11 protein-coding genes and 1 pseudogene are annotated in these 14,435 nt (G+C 51.2%); 11 read left to right on the top strand and 1 reads right to left on the bottom strand.

Annotated elements, in window-relative coordinates; genetic code table 11:
- Positions 1 to 7: 7 nt before the first annotated feature.
- From gmhB to BM331_RS00650, 3 genes are all read left to right on the top strand, one after another.
- Entirely contained in the window at positions 8 to 550 is a 543-nt protein-coding gene (gene gmhB, locus BM331_RS00660; RefSeq protein ID WP_074925973.1) for a D-glycero-beta-D-manno-heptose 1,7-bisphosphate 7-phosphatase, read from the top strand.
- Positions 550 to 1,278, top strand: a complete 729-nt coding sequence (locus BM331_RS00655) for a lysophospholipid acyltransferase family protein (RefSeq protein WP_074925970.1) — start codon at positions 550 to 552, stop codon at positions 1,276 to 1,278. Before gmhB ends, BM331_RS00655 begins: the two co-directional genes overlap by 1 nt.
- 361 nt (positions 1,279 to 1,639) lie before the next feature.
- Positions 1,640 to 4,036, top strand: coding sequence for a S8 family peptidase (locus tag BM331_RS00650; RefSeq protein WP_074925968.1), 2,397 nt, complete (start codon positions 1,640 to 1,642; stop codon positions 4,034 to 4,036).
- Between the two features lie 108 nt (positions 4,037 to 4,144).
- Here the strand turns inward: BM331_RS00650 and BM331_RS00645 are convergent, their stop codons facing one another.
- Positions 4,145 to 4,924 carry a DUF5995 family protein gene (locus BM331_RS00645; protein ID WP_074925965.1) on the bottom strand — a complete coding sequence of 260 codons (780 nt, stop codon included), beginning with the start codon at positions 4,922 to 4,924 and terminating at the stop codon, positions 4,145 to 4,147.
- Between the two features lie 556 nt (positions 4,925 to 5,480).
- Between BM331_RS00645 and BM331_RS00640 the strand changes: the two genes are divergently transcribed.
- The 8 genes and pseudogenes from BM331_RS00640 (at position 5,481) to BM331_RS00605 (ending at position 14,435) form a co-directional block, all read left to right on the top strand.
- Complete coding sequence (locus tag BM331_RS00640; RefSeq protein ID WP_074925963.1) at positions 5,481 to 5,942, top strand: ferritin-like domain-containing protein; 462 nt, start codon at positions 5,481 to 5,483, stop codon at positions 5,940 to 5,942.
- Positions 5,943 to 6,035: 93 nt separating this feature from the next.
- Positions 6,036 to 6,866: a ceramidase domain-containing protein gene (locus tag BM331_RS00635; protein ID WP_074925960.1), complete on the top strand. Its 831-nt coding sequence runs from the start codon at positions 6,036 to 6,038 to the stop codon at positions 6,864 to 6,866.
- A 166-nt stretch (positions 6,867 to 7,032) separates the two neighbouring features.
- On the top strand, positions 7,033 to 8,985 hold the full coding sequence (locus tag BM331_RS00630; protein ID WP_074925958.1) for a c-type cytochrome: 1,953 nt from the start codon (positions 7,033 to 7,035) through the stop codon (positions 8,983 to 8,985).
- A 23-nt stretch (positions 8,986 to 9,008) separates the two neighbouring features.
- Entirely contained in the window at positions 9,009 to 10,889 is a 1,881-nt protein-coding gene (locus BM331_RS00625) for a cytochrome P450 (RefSeq protein ID WP_074925955.1), read from the top strand.
- A 289-nt stretch (positions 10,890 to 11,178) separates the two neighbouring features.
- Complete coding sequence (locus BM331_RS00620) at positions 11,179 to 11,727, top strand: DUF4231 domain-containing protein (RefSeq protein ID WP_074925953.1); 549 nt, start codon at positions 11,179 to 11,181, stop codon at positions 11,725 to 11,727.
- A 299-nt stretch (positions 11,728 to 12,026) separates the two neighbouring features.
- A pseudogene (locus tag BM331_RS00615) lies at positions 12,027 to 12,347 on the top strand (type IV pilus modification protein PilV); the annotation flags it as partial.
- An 8-nt stretch (positions 12,348 to 12,355) separates the two neighbouring features.
- On the top strand, positions 12,356 to 13,363 hold the full coding sequence (locus BM331_RS00610; RefSeq protein ID WP_256214749.1) for a PilW family protein: 1,008 nt from the start codon (positions 12,356 to 12,358) through the stop codon (positions 13,361 to 13,363).
- Between the two features lie 25 nt (positions 13,364 to 13,388).
- Positions 13,389 to 14,435 (top strand): pilus assembly PilX family protein, encoded by a 1,047-nt coding sequence (locus tag BM331_RS00605; RefSeq protein WP_074925951.1) that lies wholly within the window; start codon positions 13,389 to 13,391, stop codon positions 14,433 to 14,435.

Here is a 14,435-nt window from a genome sequence, read left to right as displayed (position 1 = left end):
ACTGCAAATGAAGCTGATTATTCTCGATCAGAACGGTGTCATCAATCAGCGGGGGGATACGCTTATCAAGACTCCTGATGAATGGAAACCGATTACAGGCAGCTTGCAAGCGATTGCGCGGCTGACTCACGCCGGTTATCGAGTAGTGACTGCTACCAATCAATCCGGCATCGGGCGTGGTTTGCTCAATATGACTTCCTTCAATGCAATCAATGACAAGATGTTTCGTGCTGTGCAGCAGGAGGGCGGGCGGCTGGATGCCCTGTTTTTCTGCCCACATACCCAGCATGATAAATGTGTCTGTCGCAAGCCGGGCATCGGTATGTTCAAGGAAATCCGGCAACGTTACAGCGTTGAACTCAGCCATGTGCCCGTTGTGGGCGATTCCCTGCGCGATCTGCAGGCTGCGGCCAAAGCGGGTGCTGTGCCGGTACTGGTGTTGACCGGCAAGGGCCAAACCACGCTGGCGAACGGTGATCTGCCTGCAGGAACACAAATTTACCCGGATCTTTCGGCAGTGGTGGACAGTCTCGAAATACAGGCACTGTAATGGCTGGTTTGCGTTCCCTGATTTATATGCTGCTGCAGGCGATCATCACGCCGCCGTATGCGCTGTTTGCCTTGGCCTGTTTTCCGCTACCTCCTCATCGTCGCTATCAGGTCACTTATGGCTGGACTAGACTGATGTTGTTCATGCTGCGCACCATTTGTGGTCTGCGTTATGAAGTGCTGGGGCGGGAAAATATTCCGGAGCAGCCGTCAATTATTCTTTCTAAACATCAATCTGCCTGGGAAACACTGGCCTTACAGCAGATTTTCCCGCCGCAGGTATGGGTACTGAAAAAAGAACTGTTGCGTATTCCATTCTTTGGCTGGGGATTGGCCATGACGAGCCCGATTGCAATCGACCGCAGTGCCGGTAAAGCGGCGCTGGAGCAGATCGTGGAGCAGGGGAGGGAACGGTTGCAGCAGAATTTCTGGATCGTTGTTTTTCCTGAAGGTACGCGTATCCCGCCTGGTAAAAAAGGCAAGTACCGTATCGGCGGCGCCTGGCTGGCGGTGCATACCGGCGCATTGGCTGTGCCGGTAGCGCATAACGCCGGAGAATTCTGGGGCAGAAATTCCTTCATCAAATATCCCGGTACCATTACTCTGAGCATCGGCAGACCAATCGATCCAAACGGAATCGAAGCTGGTGAGCTGATGGCCCGGGCGGAAGCATGGATCGAAGCCGAAACCACGCGCATCAGCCAATCGGCAAAGCAATCAATCAAGTAACCGGGATGCTGAGAACCTGTTCAAGGTCTCGATCAAGGGATGTAGTGCAAGGCAAAATTGAACGAGAAAATGGAGCATACTTGAAGTACGTGAGCATTCTGAGTCCAATTTCAACGCTATAATGCGCCCTTCAGTAAGATATTGAACAGGTTCTGACAGCAGCAGCCTGATCCCCTGGAACCTTTGATCAAATCCTCCGTGCGTCGCATTGCAGGCAAAAATCAGTGATTCCCTTCCCCAATACAAATCAAATCAAAATAGATTCCTGTCTGTCACAGACAGGGCGTATTATTTGATTAGCATTATTTCGACCAGACGGCTCTGACAGCAATCAGGGCGATTCAGACAGGGAGAAAAGACCATGGCCACAGAAAAACGAGGTTCCCGTTCCAGTAAAGCAGCTAGTAGTAAATCATCCAGCCCCTTCACGGTACTTTCCCGCTCTGCGGCCAGCTCAACCATAGAGTTTCCATCAATATTGAACAAGGAAGGCAGCTCACCGGAAATCGGTACGGTGGTCTATATCCATGGTATTGACAACAAACCGATAGCCTCAGTCCTGAAGTGCCAATGGGATACAGCTTTGTTTGGTGCACCAATGGGGGATCGCACCCGCATGGCATACTGGGTGGATCGCAATCGTTATCCCGAACCTGAGAAAGGCAGTTGTGCTGACAAAGACACGCTCTCGGGGAATACGGATGGAATGAGCGCACAAGCTCTGCGGGAAACCGGGCTGGAACCGGAAATCAAGCTGAGTGCTGCCGAGCGCAAGATCATGGCAGCCTTGGAAGAGCGCTTGCGCGAAGGGGAGAAACAACCCGGTGGAGTTGATGTGAAGGTGCTGCCACTGCCCGAGAATATGCGGCTGTGGATTACTCATCGCTTAACCAGGTTGTTTCTCAAGGATGTGCAGGACTTCTTTTTTGATGAGAGCAAACGCGGTCTGATGGAACAATCGTTGCGCGACCGTCTGGACGTGGGCGGCGGTCCCTTTATTGTGATTGGCCACAGCCAGGGTTCAATGATCGCCTACCACGTATTGCGCCAGTTAAAGAAGGCTGACTGTGATGTGCGCCTGTTCATCACTATCGGCTCGCCGCTGGGCATTCAGGAAGTGCAGGATGTGCTGGGCAAAATCGGCCCCGGCAAGCCGCTTGCGGTGCCGGAATGTGTTGATCGCTGGCTGAATGTTGCCGAGCGTCTTGATCCGGTCGCACTCGATTCACATCTGGAAAATGATTATCGGCCCAACAGCCGTGACGTGAAAGTTGAAGATCACGCCGGGCTGATGATTAACCCGGACTGGGAATCCAATCCGCATTCGGGTACGGGCTATCTTTCGCTTGATATTGTTCGCCAGACTGTGCGCGAGACCGCCGGACCTACTTTCAGTAACCCGGTGGGCCGCAATATCCTGATGAAGGATCTGGTTGACAACATTGAAGATGGCCGCCGCGAACAAAGACACCCAACACTGATTCAACTGGTTTCGGATGATAACGATGGCACGCCGCTGGACGAGGTACGCAGCCGCCTTGAAACCTTGATCAATGAAGTGCTGGAATTCAATGGCGCTAAACGTGAAGATGGCCGCATCCAGTGCATGCAGCGCTTTATTTCGGCTGATCTGACCCGCAGTGAAATCGAGCAGTTGCGTTCACATTGCGGCACACTGAAAATTGATCGCGTCTGGCGCAATGCTGTCAAACGTGCACTGCTTTACCAGTCGGTACATACCATTCAGGTACGTCCGGCCAATCTCAGTTATGGTGCTTGTGGCCGAAATATCGCCTGGGCGGTGCTCGATACCGGAATCGCTGCCAACCACCCGCATTTCAAGGCACACAGCAACGTCATTGCACAGTGGGATTGCACAGGCAGTGGCAGTCCCAGACAACTGAAACCAGGAGATAGTGGTTTTGGCACGCTGGATGGCAATGGTCATGGTACCCACGTCGCTGCAATCATCGCCGGTGGATTGACACTGCCGCGTGACACAAAAGACCCGACCCCCATCGATCTGCAGGGTATGGCACCCGAGGCAAAACTGTATGGTTTCAAGGTACTCAAGGACAGTGGCAACGGGGAAGATGCTTTTATCATCAAAGCGCTCGATACCATTGCAGAGCTGAATGAACGCGCCGGTAAGCTGATGATTCACGGCGTGAATCTCAGTCTGGGCGGTAGTTTTGATCCCAGTGTATTTGGCTGTGGTCATACCCCGTTGTGTCAGGAACTGCGGCGATTATGGCAGCAAGGAGTGCTGGTATGTCTCGCGGCTGGTAACGAAGGCTATGCACTGCTTGATTCGGCTAATGGTGTGATACCGGCCAACATGGATCTTTCCATCGGTGATCCGGCCAACCTTGAGGAAGCCATTGCCGTCGGCTCGGTGCACAAAACCAATCCACATACCTATGGTATTTCCTACTTTTCCTCACGTGGGCCGACAGCGGATGGGCGCATGAAGCCAGACCTGGTTGCACCGGGCGAAAATATTCTTTCAGCAAGGCATCAATGGCCGAAGAACAAGATCACCGTGCGCAATGCCTATGTGGAAATGAGCGGAACCAGCATGGCCACCCCGCATGTCTCCGGACTGCTTGCCGCCTTTCTTTCTGTTCGCCGGGAGTTCATCGGCTATCCGGATCAGGTCAAAGCACTGTTACTAAAGCATTGTACCGATCTGGATCGCGATCCTTATATTCAAGGCAAGGGCATGCCTAATCTGGTCAGAATGGTAATGAATACCTGATCGGTTTATATTGCTGCCGGGCTCAATCAAGTGTAGTTACGGGATACGCAGACACAACATCGCAAAGCGATATTACCCGCATTGGGTGGATATTTCGGTTTTGGAGGATTACTCCAGTATCTCTATATGCTGGCGGGTCGTTCCCCGTTCACCCAGGCGGATTATTTTATTAATGAAAGAAGCGGTAAAACCAGGGTGAGAAATCACGCTGGAAAACAGGGCAATCGCTTCATCCTTATCCGTAATTTCCTGTTGGCGCTGTTCCGTAGTTAAGGGCGACAGGGTCTCGGCAAATGACCAGGCAGCATCACGCGCTTTTACCATACTGAAATTGATCAGGGAGGTTTCCACACTGCCCAGATAACGGTTTAACCATCGTAGCATTGGCCATATTTCGGCCAGTTCATTTTGCACGCCGCCTACCAGGCTGGCTAGGATCTGATTGATTTTGTCAAAATCATTTTTCAGGCCAGGTAATTCTTCGGGCGGCACTGTTTCCGCAACGGCAATACCCAGATCAAGGTTGATATGGGCATTCATGCCCAGTAATAAATGCTGCAGGACGATGGGCCACCAATGCCTGGTTTCATCAAAGGCGCGCACCCAGGATTGAGTTGGCGTTTGCCCCGTCTGGTACTGATAACAGGCTTGAAGATAGCGATTGGCGAAAATCACATCCAGACGCTCCATGCGCGGCCCATCATCGAACAAGCCTTCCTCGATTCCTTTTTTAGCCTGGAGGATGACCTTGCGATAGAGCGCTGCAAAATAACCGGTACGGGAATTATTCTGCTTTGACCATTCAATAATGGCAGTTAGTTGATGAGCAACCTCATCAATCGTTCTTGCAGGTGTTGCGATTAAGGCGGGAAAGCGTGTGGCGGACATATTCTCTCCTGTTGATTTTCATCAGGTACCGGTTTTAGAACCTGTTCAATATCTTACTGAAGGGCGCATTACGGCGTTAAAACTGAACTCAAAATGCTCACATACTTCAAGTATGCTCCACTTTCTCGTTCAATTTTGCCTTGCACTGCCTCCCTTGATCGAGATCTTGAACAGATTCTTAGAAATTAACTGGCTGACTGCATAGTGGAATCTATCCGATTTTTCTGCCGGAATCTGTTTGACTTGATCGATTGTAATCATCATTTTCTTAATGAATTATGCATTATTTAGAATTGATTTATGGTGTTCAATGCCGGGAGAGCCTTGCGCATCATGGGCATTGCAACGAACAGGCAGCAGATAAAGGCATTCAGCGAGCACAATGGTTTATGCGTAATAAATTTTAAAAAAGCATTTGTTTTTCCTATATGCTGATGTGGATGCAATGCTGCGCATGGTCGATGCTTTGCAATTTCATGAAAGTTGTGGTGAGGTATCTGATGCAGCAAACCGGTGCATACTTCCCTGAATGCTCATAACCATAAAGGAGAAACACATGGATTTCGATAAAGACAAGGCAATCGCGCTGCTGAACGAGATCATGGAGCTTGAGCTTGCCGGCGTGGTGCGATATACGCACTATTCATTGATGGTGTTTGGCTACAACCGTATTCCAGTAGTGGAATGGCTCAAGCAGCAGGCCGAAGAAGGTCTGCTCCACGCGCATAAAGCCGGTGAACTCGTCACGCTGCTGGGCGGCTATCCCTCGCTTGGGATCGGCCCTCTGCTGGAAACGCACGTGCATGATATTGGTGATATTCTGCGAGAATCGCTGGCGCATGAAAACCAGTCACTCACCGCCTACTATGCGCTGCTGGAGCTGGCTCGGGACAAATCAGTGCTGCTGGAGGATTATGCGCGCAGTCTCATTGTCGAAGAAGAGATGCACGTGGATCAGGTTAACAAGATGTTGCGGCGAACGGGTAAAACAGACGTGTACGAAACGCCAAAGAGTTGATTCATTTCAGAATCGTCCGCGCATTACGTCGTACTGCACCCCGAATGCTTGCGCTCAACTTTCCCATCGCGCCGGTCTGCCCAATGTAAGACGATGCCCACCGTGGACATACCTCAGCATCTTGCACATAAAAAGCGACTGATATTCATCATCGTCATTGCGATCGTTAGCGCGATGGGCGTCTTTACGCAAGAAGCGATTCCGCAAGATCCGCACTACAACAATTTCGCGGATACCAGGTACTTTTTGGGCATCCCTAACTTCTACAACGTTGCCTCCAGTGTTGCGTTTGTTCTGGTTGGGGTTACGGGACTGGTAATGCTGAGGTCCAGCAAGTCGCAAGGAGTGCTGCAGGCTTTGCGGCCGGGTTACACGGTATTTTTTATCGCCACGATGTTCATAGGGCTGGGCTCAGCTTATTACCATCTGGAACCTAATAACGCTACGCTGGTTTGGGATCGTCTGCCTATGGCTGCGGCATTCATGGCATTTTTCTGCATCATCGTTGGAGAGCATATCAGCGAGCATTACGGCCGAACTTTGTTGATCCCGTTACTTTTATTGGGATCAGTGTCGGTTTTTTACTGGTACTTCACGGAGTTATATGGGCGGGGAGATCTGCGTCTCTACGTGCTGATCCAGTACCTGCCTGTTGTTCTGGTTCCATTGATTATGCTGCTGTTTCCCTCACGCCTAAAGCCGTCAATGTTCATGTGGGCACCGCTTGCAGCTTACGTACTGGCGAAGATATTTGAACTCGACGACATGCCTGTCTACGATGCTGTCGGCATCAGCGGGCACACGCTGAAACATTTAATCTCTTGCATTGGTATTTTGTTCGTGGCGGTGGCGATTTGCGTTCGCGTACCTCGCGTATCTCCGGATTGCTTGCCGCCATCCTTTCCACCTGACGTGAATTCATAAACTCCCCGAATCATGTCAGGGTGCTGTTATTACAGTACTGCACCGATAAACCAGGCAGGTTAATTCTCGTCTAATATATTTTATACATTGCCATTATTTGACATTGTCATCATGAGAAAAAGCGCAGTAGAATAACTTTCCGCCAACTATCTGGAAGGGGGCTGCAATGAAGAATCCAGGCTTTTTTACTTCCACCATGATTCGCTGCGCAATGACTCTGTTCATCCTTGCAGCGCTCATTTCATGCAAAGATTCCCAAAAAGGAGACGTTCAGCCACCCGACCAGCAGGCTCGCAGCTGGGAGGAGGAGCGCGCGCAGCGCGAACAGCAACAGGCTGCCTATTTGAGCGATGCCGCCATCAAACGAATCGCGACCGACAGCGAAGCGCGTACACCCTGGTACAGCAATCGGTTAGGCCGTGAATGGTTTAATACTCGTCCACTGGCTTTCAACGGCGTGCCTTATGTGCTGCTGCGCGCCGTAATCGAAGTTTATCCTGATATCTGGAAAGGGCAGGGCTCGCTGGGTAATCTGGGGTTCGGCCCCCATCCGGATGACTATGATCCCGAATCGGGCAAGCTGCTTCCACCAGAACAGCGCTATCCCTTGCCTTACGGACTTTTCACGGCACAGGATCCGGCGGTTCCGGAGGACAAGCGCACAGATAACGTCTTTTTCTCTTGTGGCGCTTGTCATACCGGCCGGATCTACGTTAAAGATCGTATCCGCCATTTAATCGGTGCACCTAATACCGAAATCGAGTCGTCGGGATACGTCGGCCTGCTCTACGATACAGGCAAGAAACTGATTAAGGTGGATAGTCCTGACCCAAGCAAAATTCAGGTTAATTTTGATCAGGTTGCCAGAATTGCTGCATTCCTTAACAACAGGATTGAGACTGATCCTGCCTGGTTTTACGGCGGCAAAACGCCTGAGGAGCGATTAGCCAGTGCTGAGTACGCCAAGGTTCAGGTTGCGCGCGTATTGGGTAACCTTGAAGAAGCAGTCAAATTTCTGATTGGCCTGGCCAAGACGACGGAGCTCATGTATCTGGCCCAGGCCTCGAATCCGATAGATGCGGATAAAGCGGGACAAAAAGCACCAAGTGCATTTGGTCCAACTCCCGGGCGCATGGATGCGTTTGGTACCGCTACCGGACTGGTCGCGGTGCATGCCAGACGTGACAGCTACCTGGCACGCTTGCCGGATGATCATCCTTTCTTTGCAGGGCTGGAAAATCTGCCACGGGAAGAACGTCTTCAAAAGGCTGGTGAGCGCCTGTTCAATACGGCATATGAATGGATGTCTCACCTTCCAGGCATTTCCGATATCAAGAGTCTGTGGTATTCGCGTGACCATGGTCTGGCTAACTGGGATGCAAATCAGGCAGCCGAGGCACGGGTACTCGCCTCAGGGGTTTCCTCGGGAGGTGATCCCTCTAAAGTAAATGTCCGCATCCATGAGGCAATGAATCCGTTTATCGATGATTTGCCACCTTCTCCTTACCCCTTTTCAGTGGATCTTGATCTGGCGGCTAAAGGTAAACCCCTTTTCGAGCAGCAGTGCGCTTCTGCCTGTCATTATGCTCAGAATAAGAAGGTCTATAACGTCGGCACTGATATGAACCGGGCAATGCAGATCACGCCGACGGCTCGTCTGGGGTTGCTTGAATTGATCCGTGAGACTTGTGAACTTTATGTCGAGCGGGGCGGCAGTGATTGGTGCCGCCCCAAACGAGGCAGCCGCGCAGCCGATGACGAGGCGTATTTCGTCACGCCGCGCGGTGAAGCATCGGGTTACAAGCCGGATGTGCTTCATGGTATCTGGGCCCAGGCCCCTTATCTTCACAACGGCTCTGTGCCAACTTTGTGGCACCTCTTGCGACCTGCTGAACGGCCGGTGAAATTTATTCGCGGCAATATCAAATATGATGAAGCAAAAATTGGTTTTGTTTGGGACAAGGCTCCTGCGCTGGATGAATACGGCCCCGGCGATGCCGTGCACTTTGCCGAGCACGATACAACGGTGCGCGGTAACTCGAATGCCGGTCATACCTACGGCAGCGAGTGGACGGACGAGCAGGTGTGGGCAGTCATTGAATACATGAAAACGTTGTAACCGTTGTAAAAAAGGGAGGCGATATGGCCAGGCAGAATGGGACGACAATAAAGGATCAGCTGTATGGCATAGCTTGCGGTTTTATCAAGCTGATCCAAATGACATCGGGAAAAAAGCAGGGCAACCCATCACCGGGTAAAGAGGAAGTGCCCAATTCTCCATCACCGGTTGTAAGTTTTCTGAGCGATATTGCGAATGCCGAGGCGAGCTCACCATTACCTCCTCCGCCGCCCGGTCCGCCTAATCCGGATGATCCTAAGTACGCCAACGATCCTGAAGCTTATCGCCGGGATAAGCAAGCGGCAGAAGCTGCCGTTGCAGCCTTCACCGCAGCCGCACAAATACGCGGTGCTGCGGTTGCGCAGGTGATCACCCAATGGCTGGCCACTTCACCTGATGCGATGTTCCAGGAACTCCTGGCGCAACCAAGAAGCACCATGCCGATCTTCAAGCCAGCAATTGGTCCCGTAATAGTTATGCGTCATCCGGAAGTCATTCGGTGTCTGGAGCGCACGGATCTCTTCACGGTAGATCTGTATGCAGCCGAGATGGCGCGTGCCACGGATGATAAAACCAAGCATCCCGATGCTTACACACATTTCATGCTCGGTACCGATCGCGACGATCTTTATCGACTTGATGACGTAATATTGCGGCGGGCCGTATCACGTAGCGACAAGGAAACGCTCATCCGCCTGGCTCGCGAGGAAGCTGAACGCTGGACACATCAGGCACAAGCCGAAGGCACAGGTGAAATTGATGTGGTGGCAACGATCGCCAAATTCGTACCGTTGCGTATCGTTGGCGATTATCTGGGCGTCCACTATTGCGAGGCAGGAGCGCCCTCAGCATTACCGGGATTACGGGGAGGAGATCATTTTGCCCTCGATGAAAATCTGCAGAAATTTTTTACTTTTACCAGAATAAAAGAAGGCATCGTGCCGACCGGGGATGATCTGTTTGACTGGGTAAAAGATGCTTTCCGTAATATTTTCAATAATATTAATCCGGCTTATCCTAAATTTACCGAATACCGTGAGCGTGGCATTATCGCGACCGAATATCTCAGCGCCTACATTTTCGCACTGCTTCAGCACTATAAGGCAAGGTTACAGCACGGTGAAACGGTGCCTGACACCATGCTGACGAGATTGCTGCGGATGCAGCTTGAACTGGCACAAAATACTGGCAAGCTGGAAAAGGAGTTCACCAGGTTGCTCGGTGCACCGCTTCCGCAAGGTGAACTGGCGCGGCGTCTCTCGGATTCAATGATCAGGTCGAATGTGTTTGGTACAGCTGTCGGTGCGGTAGTCAATCCCCAGGAAGCAACGGCGCGTATTCTGGATTCCATGCTTCGCTTGAAGGAGGATAAATACGAAGTATTAAACGATTCCGGCTTCGAACAGGCACGCCATTGGGCCAATGTGGAGCCGGACGAGTCGGATGAGTCGGATTACACGGAAAGCCTGGAAAGGCTTCGCAAGTATGCCCTGGAAGCTTTGCGTCTCGAACCGCAAGGTGAGGTTTTATTGCGAATGTGCGTACAAGACAACGATGTACTTGGTGGTGTCTCCCTCGGTAAAGGAACAGTTGTGTTTGTAGCCTATGCCGCAGCCATGCTGGATCCGGAAGTAGTACCAAATCCAACGGCCTTTGATGTCACACGAGATGAACGGCTAACGCCTTACTTGTGCAATCAGGAACGCGCCAGCGAGGCGCCTCAAAGCCTGATTTATTTACAACACGGCTACGGGCGGCATAAATGTCTGGGCCGCTATGCCTCAGAAATCACCATGCAGGAATCGCTGCGTGCGATGCTCAGAATCGGTTCCCTGAAACGGCGTGGTGAGCTTGAAATGGATGAAGAAAACTGGTTTGCCATGCACTTTAAGATTGGCTTCTGATGATAGATGGGCCATGGATTATTGGTGCACCAATGAAGTAGAAAGGGAAAGGGAATGAGAATCTGAAAACAGACGAAAAAATGCAGTTTGCAGCTAGCAAATGAGTATTTTGAGATTGTTTTTAACGTAGTGATGGTAACGCAGATAGTTTTTCAGAAGATCCTTAGAACCTGTTCAATTTCAACGCCGTAATGCGCACCTCAGTGAGATATTGAACAGGTTCTTAGAAAAAGCGCATTTATTTTTCCTATACACCAGATGCGCTCGATTTTTTTCTTGCGGGGCGACCATGCTGAAAAAAACGAAAGACCATGAACAGATGCGGGTGGAGATGGGCAAGCTCATCGAGGTATTGGAGTTGCCGGAGCTGAATAAGCAGTTTCTCCGGGCACGGTGGCTAGAGCAAGTGATCTGGATGGATGAGAGGGCATGGAATTCCATCTTGTGGCATAACATTCTGCGCCTCACGACTATTATCGGGGGCGTAATCGTTCCGGCGCTGGTCAGCTTGAACGTCGGTGATGGTGCTGCGGCCGCAATCAAGACGCTTACGTTTATCGTCAGTCTCGTGGTGGCGCTGAGTGCCGCCGTGGAGGAGTTTTTTCACTATGGCGAACGATGGCGCCATTACCGGCGCACTGTCGAGTCACTGAAGAGCGAGGGCTGGCAGTTTTTTCAGCTCAGCGGGCCTTATGCCGGCCAAACCCATGTCCAGGTCTATCCGGCCTTCGCCGCTCGTGTCGAGGAGCTTAGCCGTGAGGAAGTGGAGACCTACATGACGCAGGTAGTGGAAGAAAAAAAGGAGAAGGACGAGCATCCGTCCGAGGCGAAACAGTAGATTGACCGGACAGGTTAATGGTCGTTTAGCAGGATATCTGATACAGCTTGTGAATCTGATTGAGCCAGATATTCAGGAGTAATCCAATGCGCGGATGCCTGCCGACTTATTCAAGCAGAAACCACATGGCAGTGAGGTATCAACATGCCACAGCACCTTTCATCCATAAGCAGGCTCCATCCAGCTCGCCTCCCGTCAGGCGTTATCACAACCAACCTTCGAAAGGAGAGTCTCATGAAACGCAATCAAAGCAATCCCGTCGTCTGGTTTGAAATTTATGTTCAAGATTAAAGAATAACCAGAGTGCCGGTTTCCGTTCAACCGCCACCATGATGGCATACGGCATTCTGGACAGCATGCGGGCCAACCGGGTTTCAGCGGGGGAAGGTAGCTACAGCCATTCACTCACATCAGATACTCCTGTCGAGACAGGGACAGAGAGCTTGACGTTTTCAGAACAAAATGTAAAAACCTGGTTGGAAGAGCTCGCTCTGCGTCTACCGGATGGTACCGGCGCTGTTGACGTGGATGCCGATAATAAAGTGACTATCACCATTCAGTGGGATGACAGCCGTGGTGTATTGGCCGCGCAGCAGTTTGTCATGACTACTCGGCTGTAACAGGTGACATGAAAAGCATGCGGGTAAATCAGGCATTCCGTCGAAGTCAGCAAGGCCTGACCTTGGTAGAAATGATGGTGGCCATGACCATCGGGTTGGTGTTATTGGGTGGCGTGATCACCGTGCTGACTTCCAGCCAGCAGACTTATCGCGTCAATGAAGCACTGGCAAGAATGCAGGAAAACGCGCGCTATGCCTTCCAGTTTTTGTCTCGCGATATTCGTATGGCGGGGTATCGGGGCTGTGTGGGTGATGGTGTTGCAATGACTAATATGCTCAACAATAAGACTGATTTTCTATGGAGGCTTGATCAACCTCTGGAAGGATTTGAAGCAACCAGCGCAAACGGCTGGACACCCGCTCTGCCATCTGAAGTGACTTCTCCACTAGGAAGGCGGGATGTCATAGTGGTGCGAGGGGTAGAGGGTAGTGATACCACCATACTTTCGCATGCATCTGAGTCCGCTGATTTGAGTATTGCGTCGGGTAGTGAGTTACTGGCTGGCGATACCGTGTTGGTGAGCGATTGTCAGGCTGCCGCCGTCTTTCAGGCTACCAATGTCAGCACGGATACCATTAAGCATAATGTCGATAGTGGTGTGCCTGGAAATAATTCAACTTCACTGGGTCGGGTATTTACCGGTGGAGAAGCAGTACGAATCAACACTAGGATTTATTACATTCGGACTAATCCCGGCGGAATCCCCGCTCTTTACTGGAAAAGGGGCTCGGAAAAAGCTGAAGAACTGGTCGAGGGCATAGAAAACATGCAGATTCAGTATGGTGAGGATACCGATGGAGACAGAGCCGTAGATACTTACCGCACAGCGGATCTGGTGGCAGATTGGGAGAATGTTGTCAGTGTACGCATCGATCTGCTGGTGCAATCGGTGGAAGATAATGTTACCAGCCAGCCACAGACTTATACCTTTAACGGTGAGACAGTAACACCCATTGACCGGCGGTTGCGACAGGCATTTTCCACCGTAATTTCGCTGCGCAACCGCGCTCCCTGATGATTCTTTCTGAAGAGCAGAAAATATGGATGTGAATTTTTCGGCAGATTCCAGCAGCAATAAAGATCAGTTTTTTAAACCCCGACAAGTTGCTTCACCGGCAGTTAGTCACGTTTCGTTCACGGTTAAAATCCGGTTTCTTCGCGATCATTCAGGTGGATCATCGCGAGTGGTGCCAGAGCCAGCCGTGATCACGCCGTACACCAAATCCTGCCATCATCGCAATCTGCGCAACAGCGGGGGGATCCAGCACTTTGGTACCTGGTTGTCTGGATTATTTTCTTCAACTCCTCTGGTTCGCCACAATCCAAAGGGTCGCGCAATGACAAGTCAGTTCGCAAAGATGGTTAATAAACTACTGCGGCGGCGTATGCCAACAATCAATTCTTCTGTAACGCATAAAAACGCCGTCATTGCGAGCTGTGCAGCAGCGTGGCGATCCAGTATTTCTGCTACTTCAGCTACTGGATTACCTCCCGCGCCATTGCTTGGCGGTCACAATGACAGAATAAATGCTGCTTCCACGCAACGGGGCGCTGTACTGATAACCGGGTTAATCTTTTTGGTCATCCTGACGCTACTGGGGACAACTGCTCTACAAGGCACGATTCTGGAAGAGAAAATGGCAGGCAATCTGCGTGATGAAACACTGGCTTTCCAGGCGGCGGAAGCGGCGCTGCGATCGGGAGAACGATTTCTTGAACAAGTCACCATTCCGGAATTTAATGGCTCAAACGGGTTGTATCACCACGCATGCTCTTCAGCGCCAAATCCTGATACAGAGGGCGAAGAGGTAGATGAACCCCATTCATGCTCACCAACACCAGATCCTGTCACTGGAATGGCTTGGGATGTTGATGACAGTAGAGAGATTGATGTCACCATGGATGGTGTGGCCAATCAGTCACGCTATTTTATCGAGCAGCTTCCCAGTGTTCCACAGATGGGGGATGGAGGGAGTGCGCAGCAATCCGGTGCATCACTTAATGCAAGTATGTTTCGTATCGTAGCGCGTGGGGTTGGTGGTTCAGAGACGGCTACTGTTTTGTTACAAAGCACTTACCGGCGGTAG

Origin of the sequence: Nitrosomonas eutropha (genome assembly GCF_900116685.1) — a bacterium.
Classification (GTDB): domain Bacteria; phylum Pseudomonadota; class Gammaproteobacteria; order Burkholderiales; family Nitrosomonadaceae; genus Nitrosomonas; species Nitrosomonas eutropha_A.
Note: the sequence above shows the minus strand (reverse complement) of the source record. Positions and strands in the feature narration are given on the sequence as shown.

Excerpts from the sequence above, each read along its gene's own strand:
- gmhB (WP_074925973.1), top strand. The coding sequence starts at position 8 with ATGAAGCTGATTATTCTCGATCAGAACGGTGTCATCAATCAGCGGGGG.
- BM331_RS00655 (WP_074925970.1), top strand. The coding sequence starts at position 550 with ATGGCTGGTTTGCGTTCCCTGATTTATATGCTGCTGCAGGCGATCATC.
- BM331_RS00650 (WP_074925968.1), top strand. The coding sequence starts at position 1,640 with ATGGCCACAGAAAAACGAGGTTCCCGTTCCAGTAAAGCAGCTAGTAGT.
- BM331_RS00645 (WP_074925965.1), bottom strand. The coding sequence starts at position 4,924 with ATGTCCGCCACACGCTTTCCCGCCTTAATCGCAACACCTGCAAGAACG.
- BM331_RS00640 (WP_074925963.1), top strand. The coding sequence starts at position 5,481 with ATGGATTTCGATAAAGACAAGGCAATCGCGCTGCTGAACGAGATCATG.
- BM331_RS00635 (WP_074925960.1), top strand. The coding sequence starts at position 6,036 with ATGCCCACCGTGGACATACCTCAGCATCTTGCACATAAAAAGCGACTG.
- BM331_RS00630 (WP_074925958.1), top strand. The coding sequence starts at position 7,033 with ATGAAGAATCCAGGCTTTTTTACTTCCACCATGATTCGCTGCGCAATG.
- BM331_RS00625 (WP_074925955.1), top strand. The coding sequence starts at position 9,009 with ATGGCCAGGCAGAATGGGACGACAATAAAGGATCAGCTGTATGGCATA.
- BM331_RS00620 (WP_074925953.1), top strand. The coding sequence starts at position 11,179 with ATGCTGAAAAAAACGAAAGACCATGAACAGATGCGGGTGGAGATGGGC.
- BM331_RS00610 (WP_256214749.1), top strand. The coding sequence starts at position 12,356 with ATGAAAAGCATGCGGGTAAATCAGGCATTCCGTCGAAGTCAGCAAGGC.
- BM331_RS00605 (WP_074925951.1), top strand. The coding sequence starts at position 13,389 with ATGGATGTGAATTTTTCGGCAGATTCCAGCAGCAATAAAGATCAGTTT.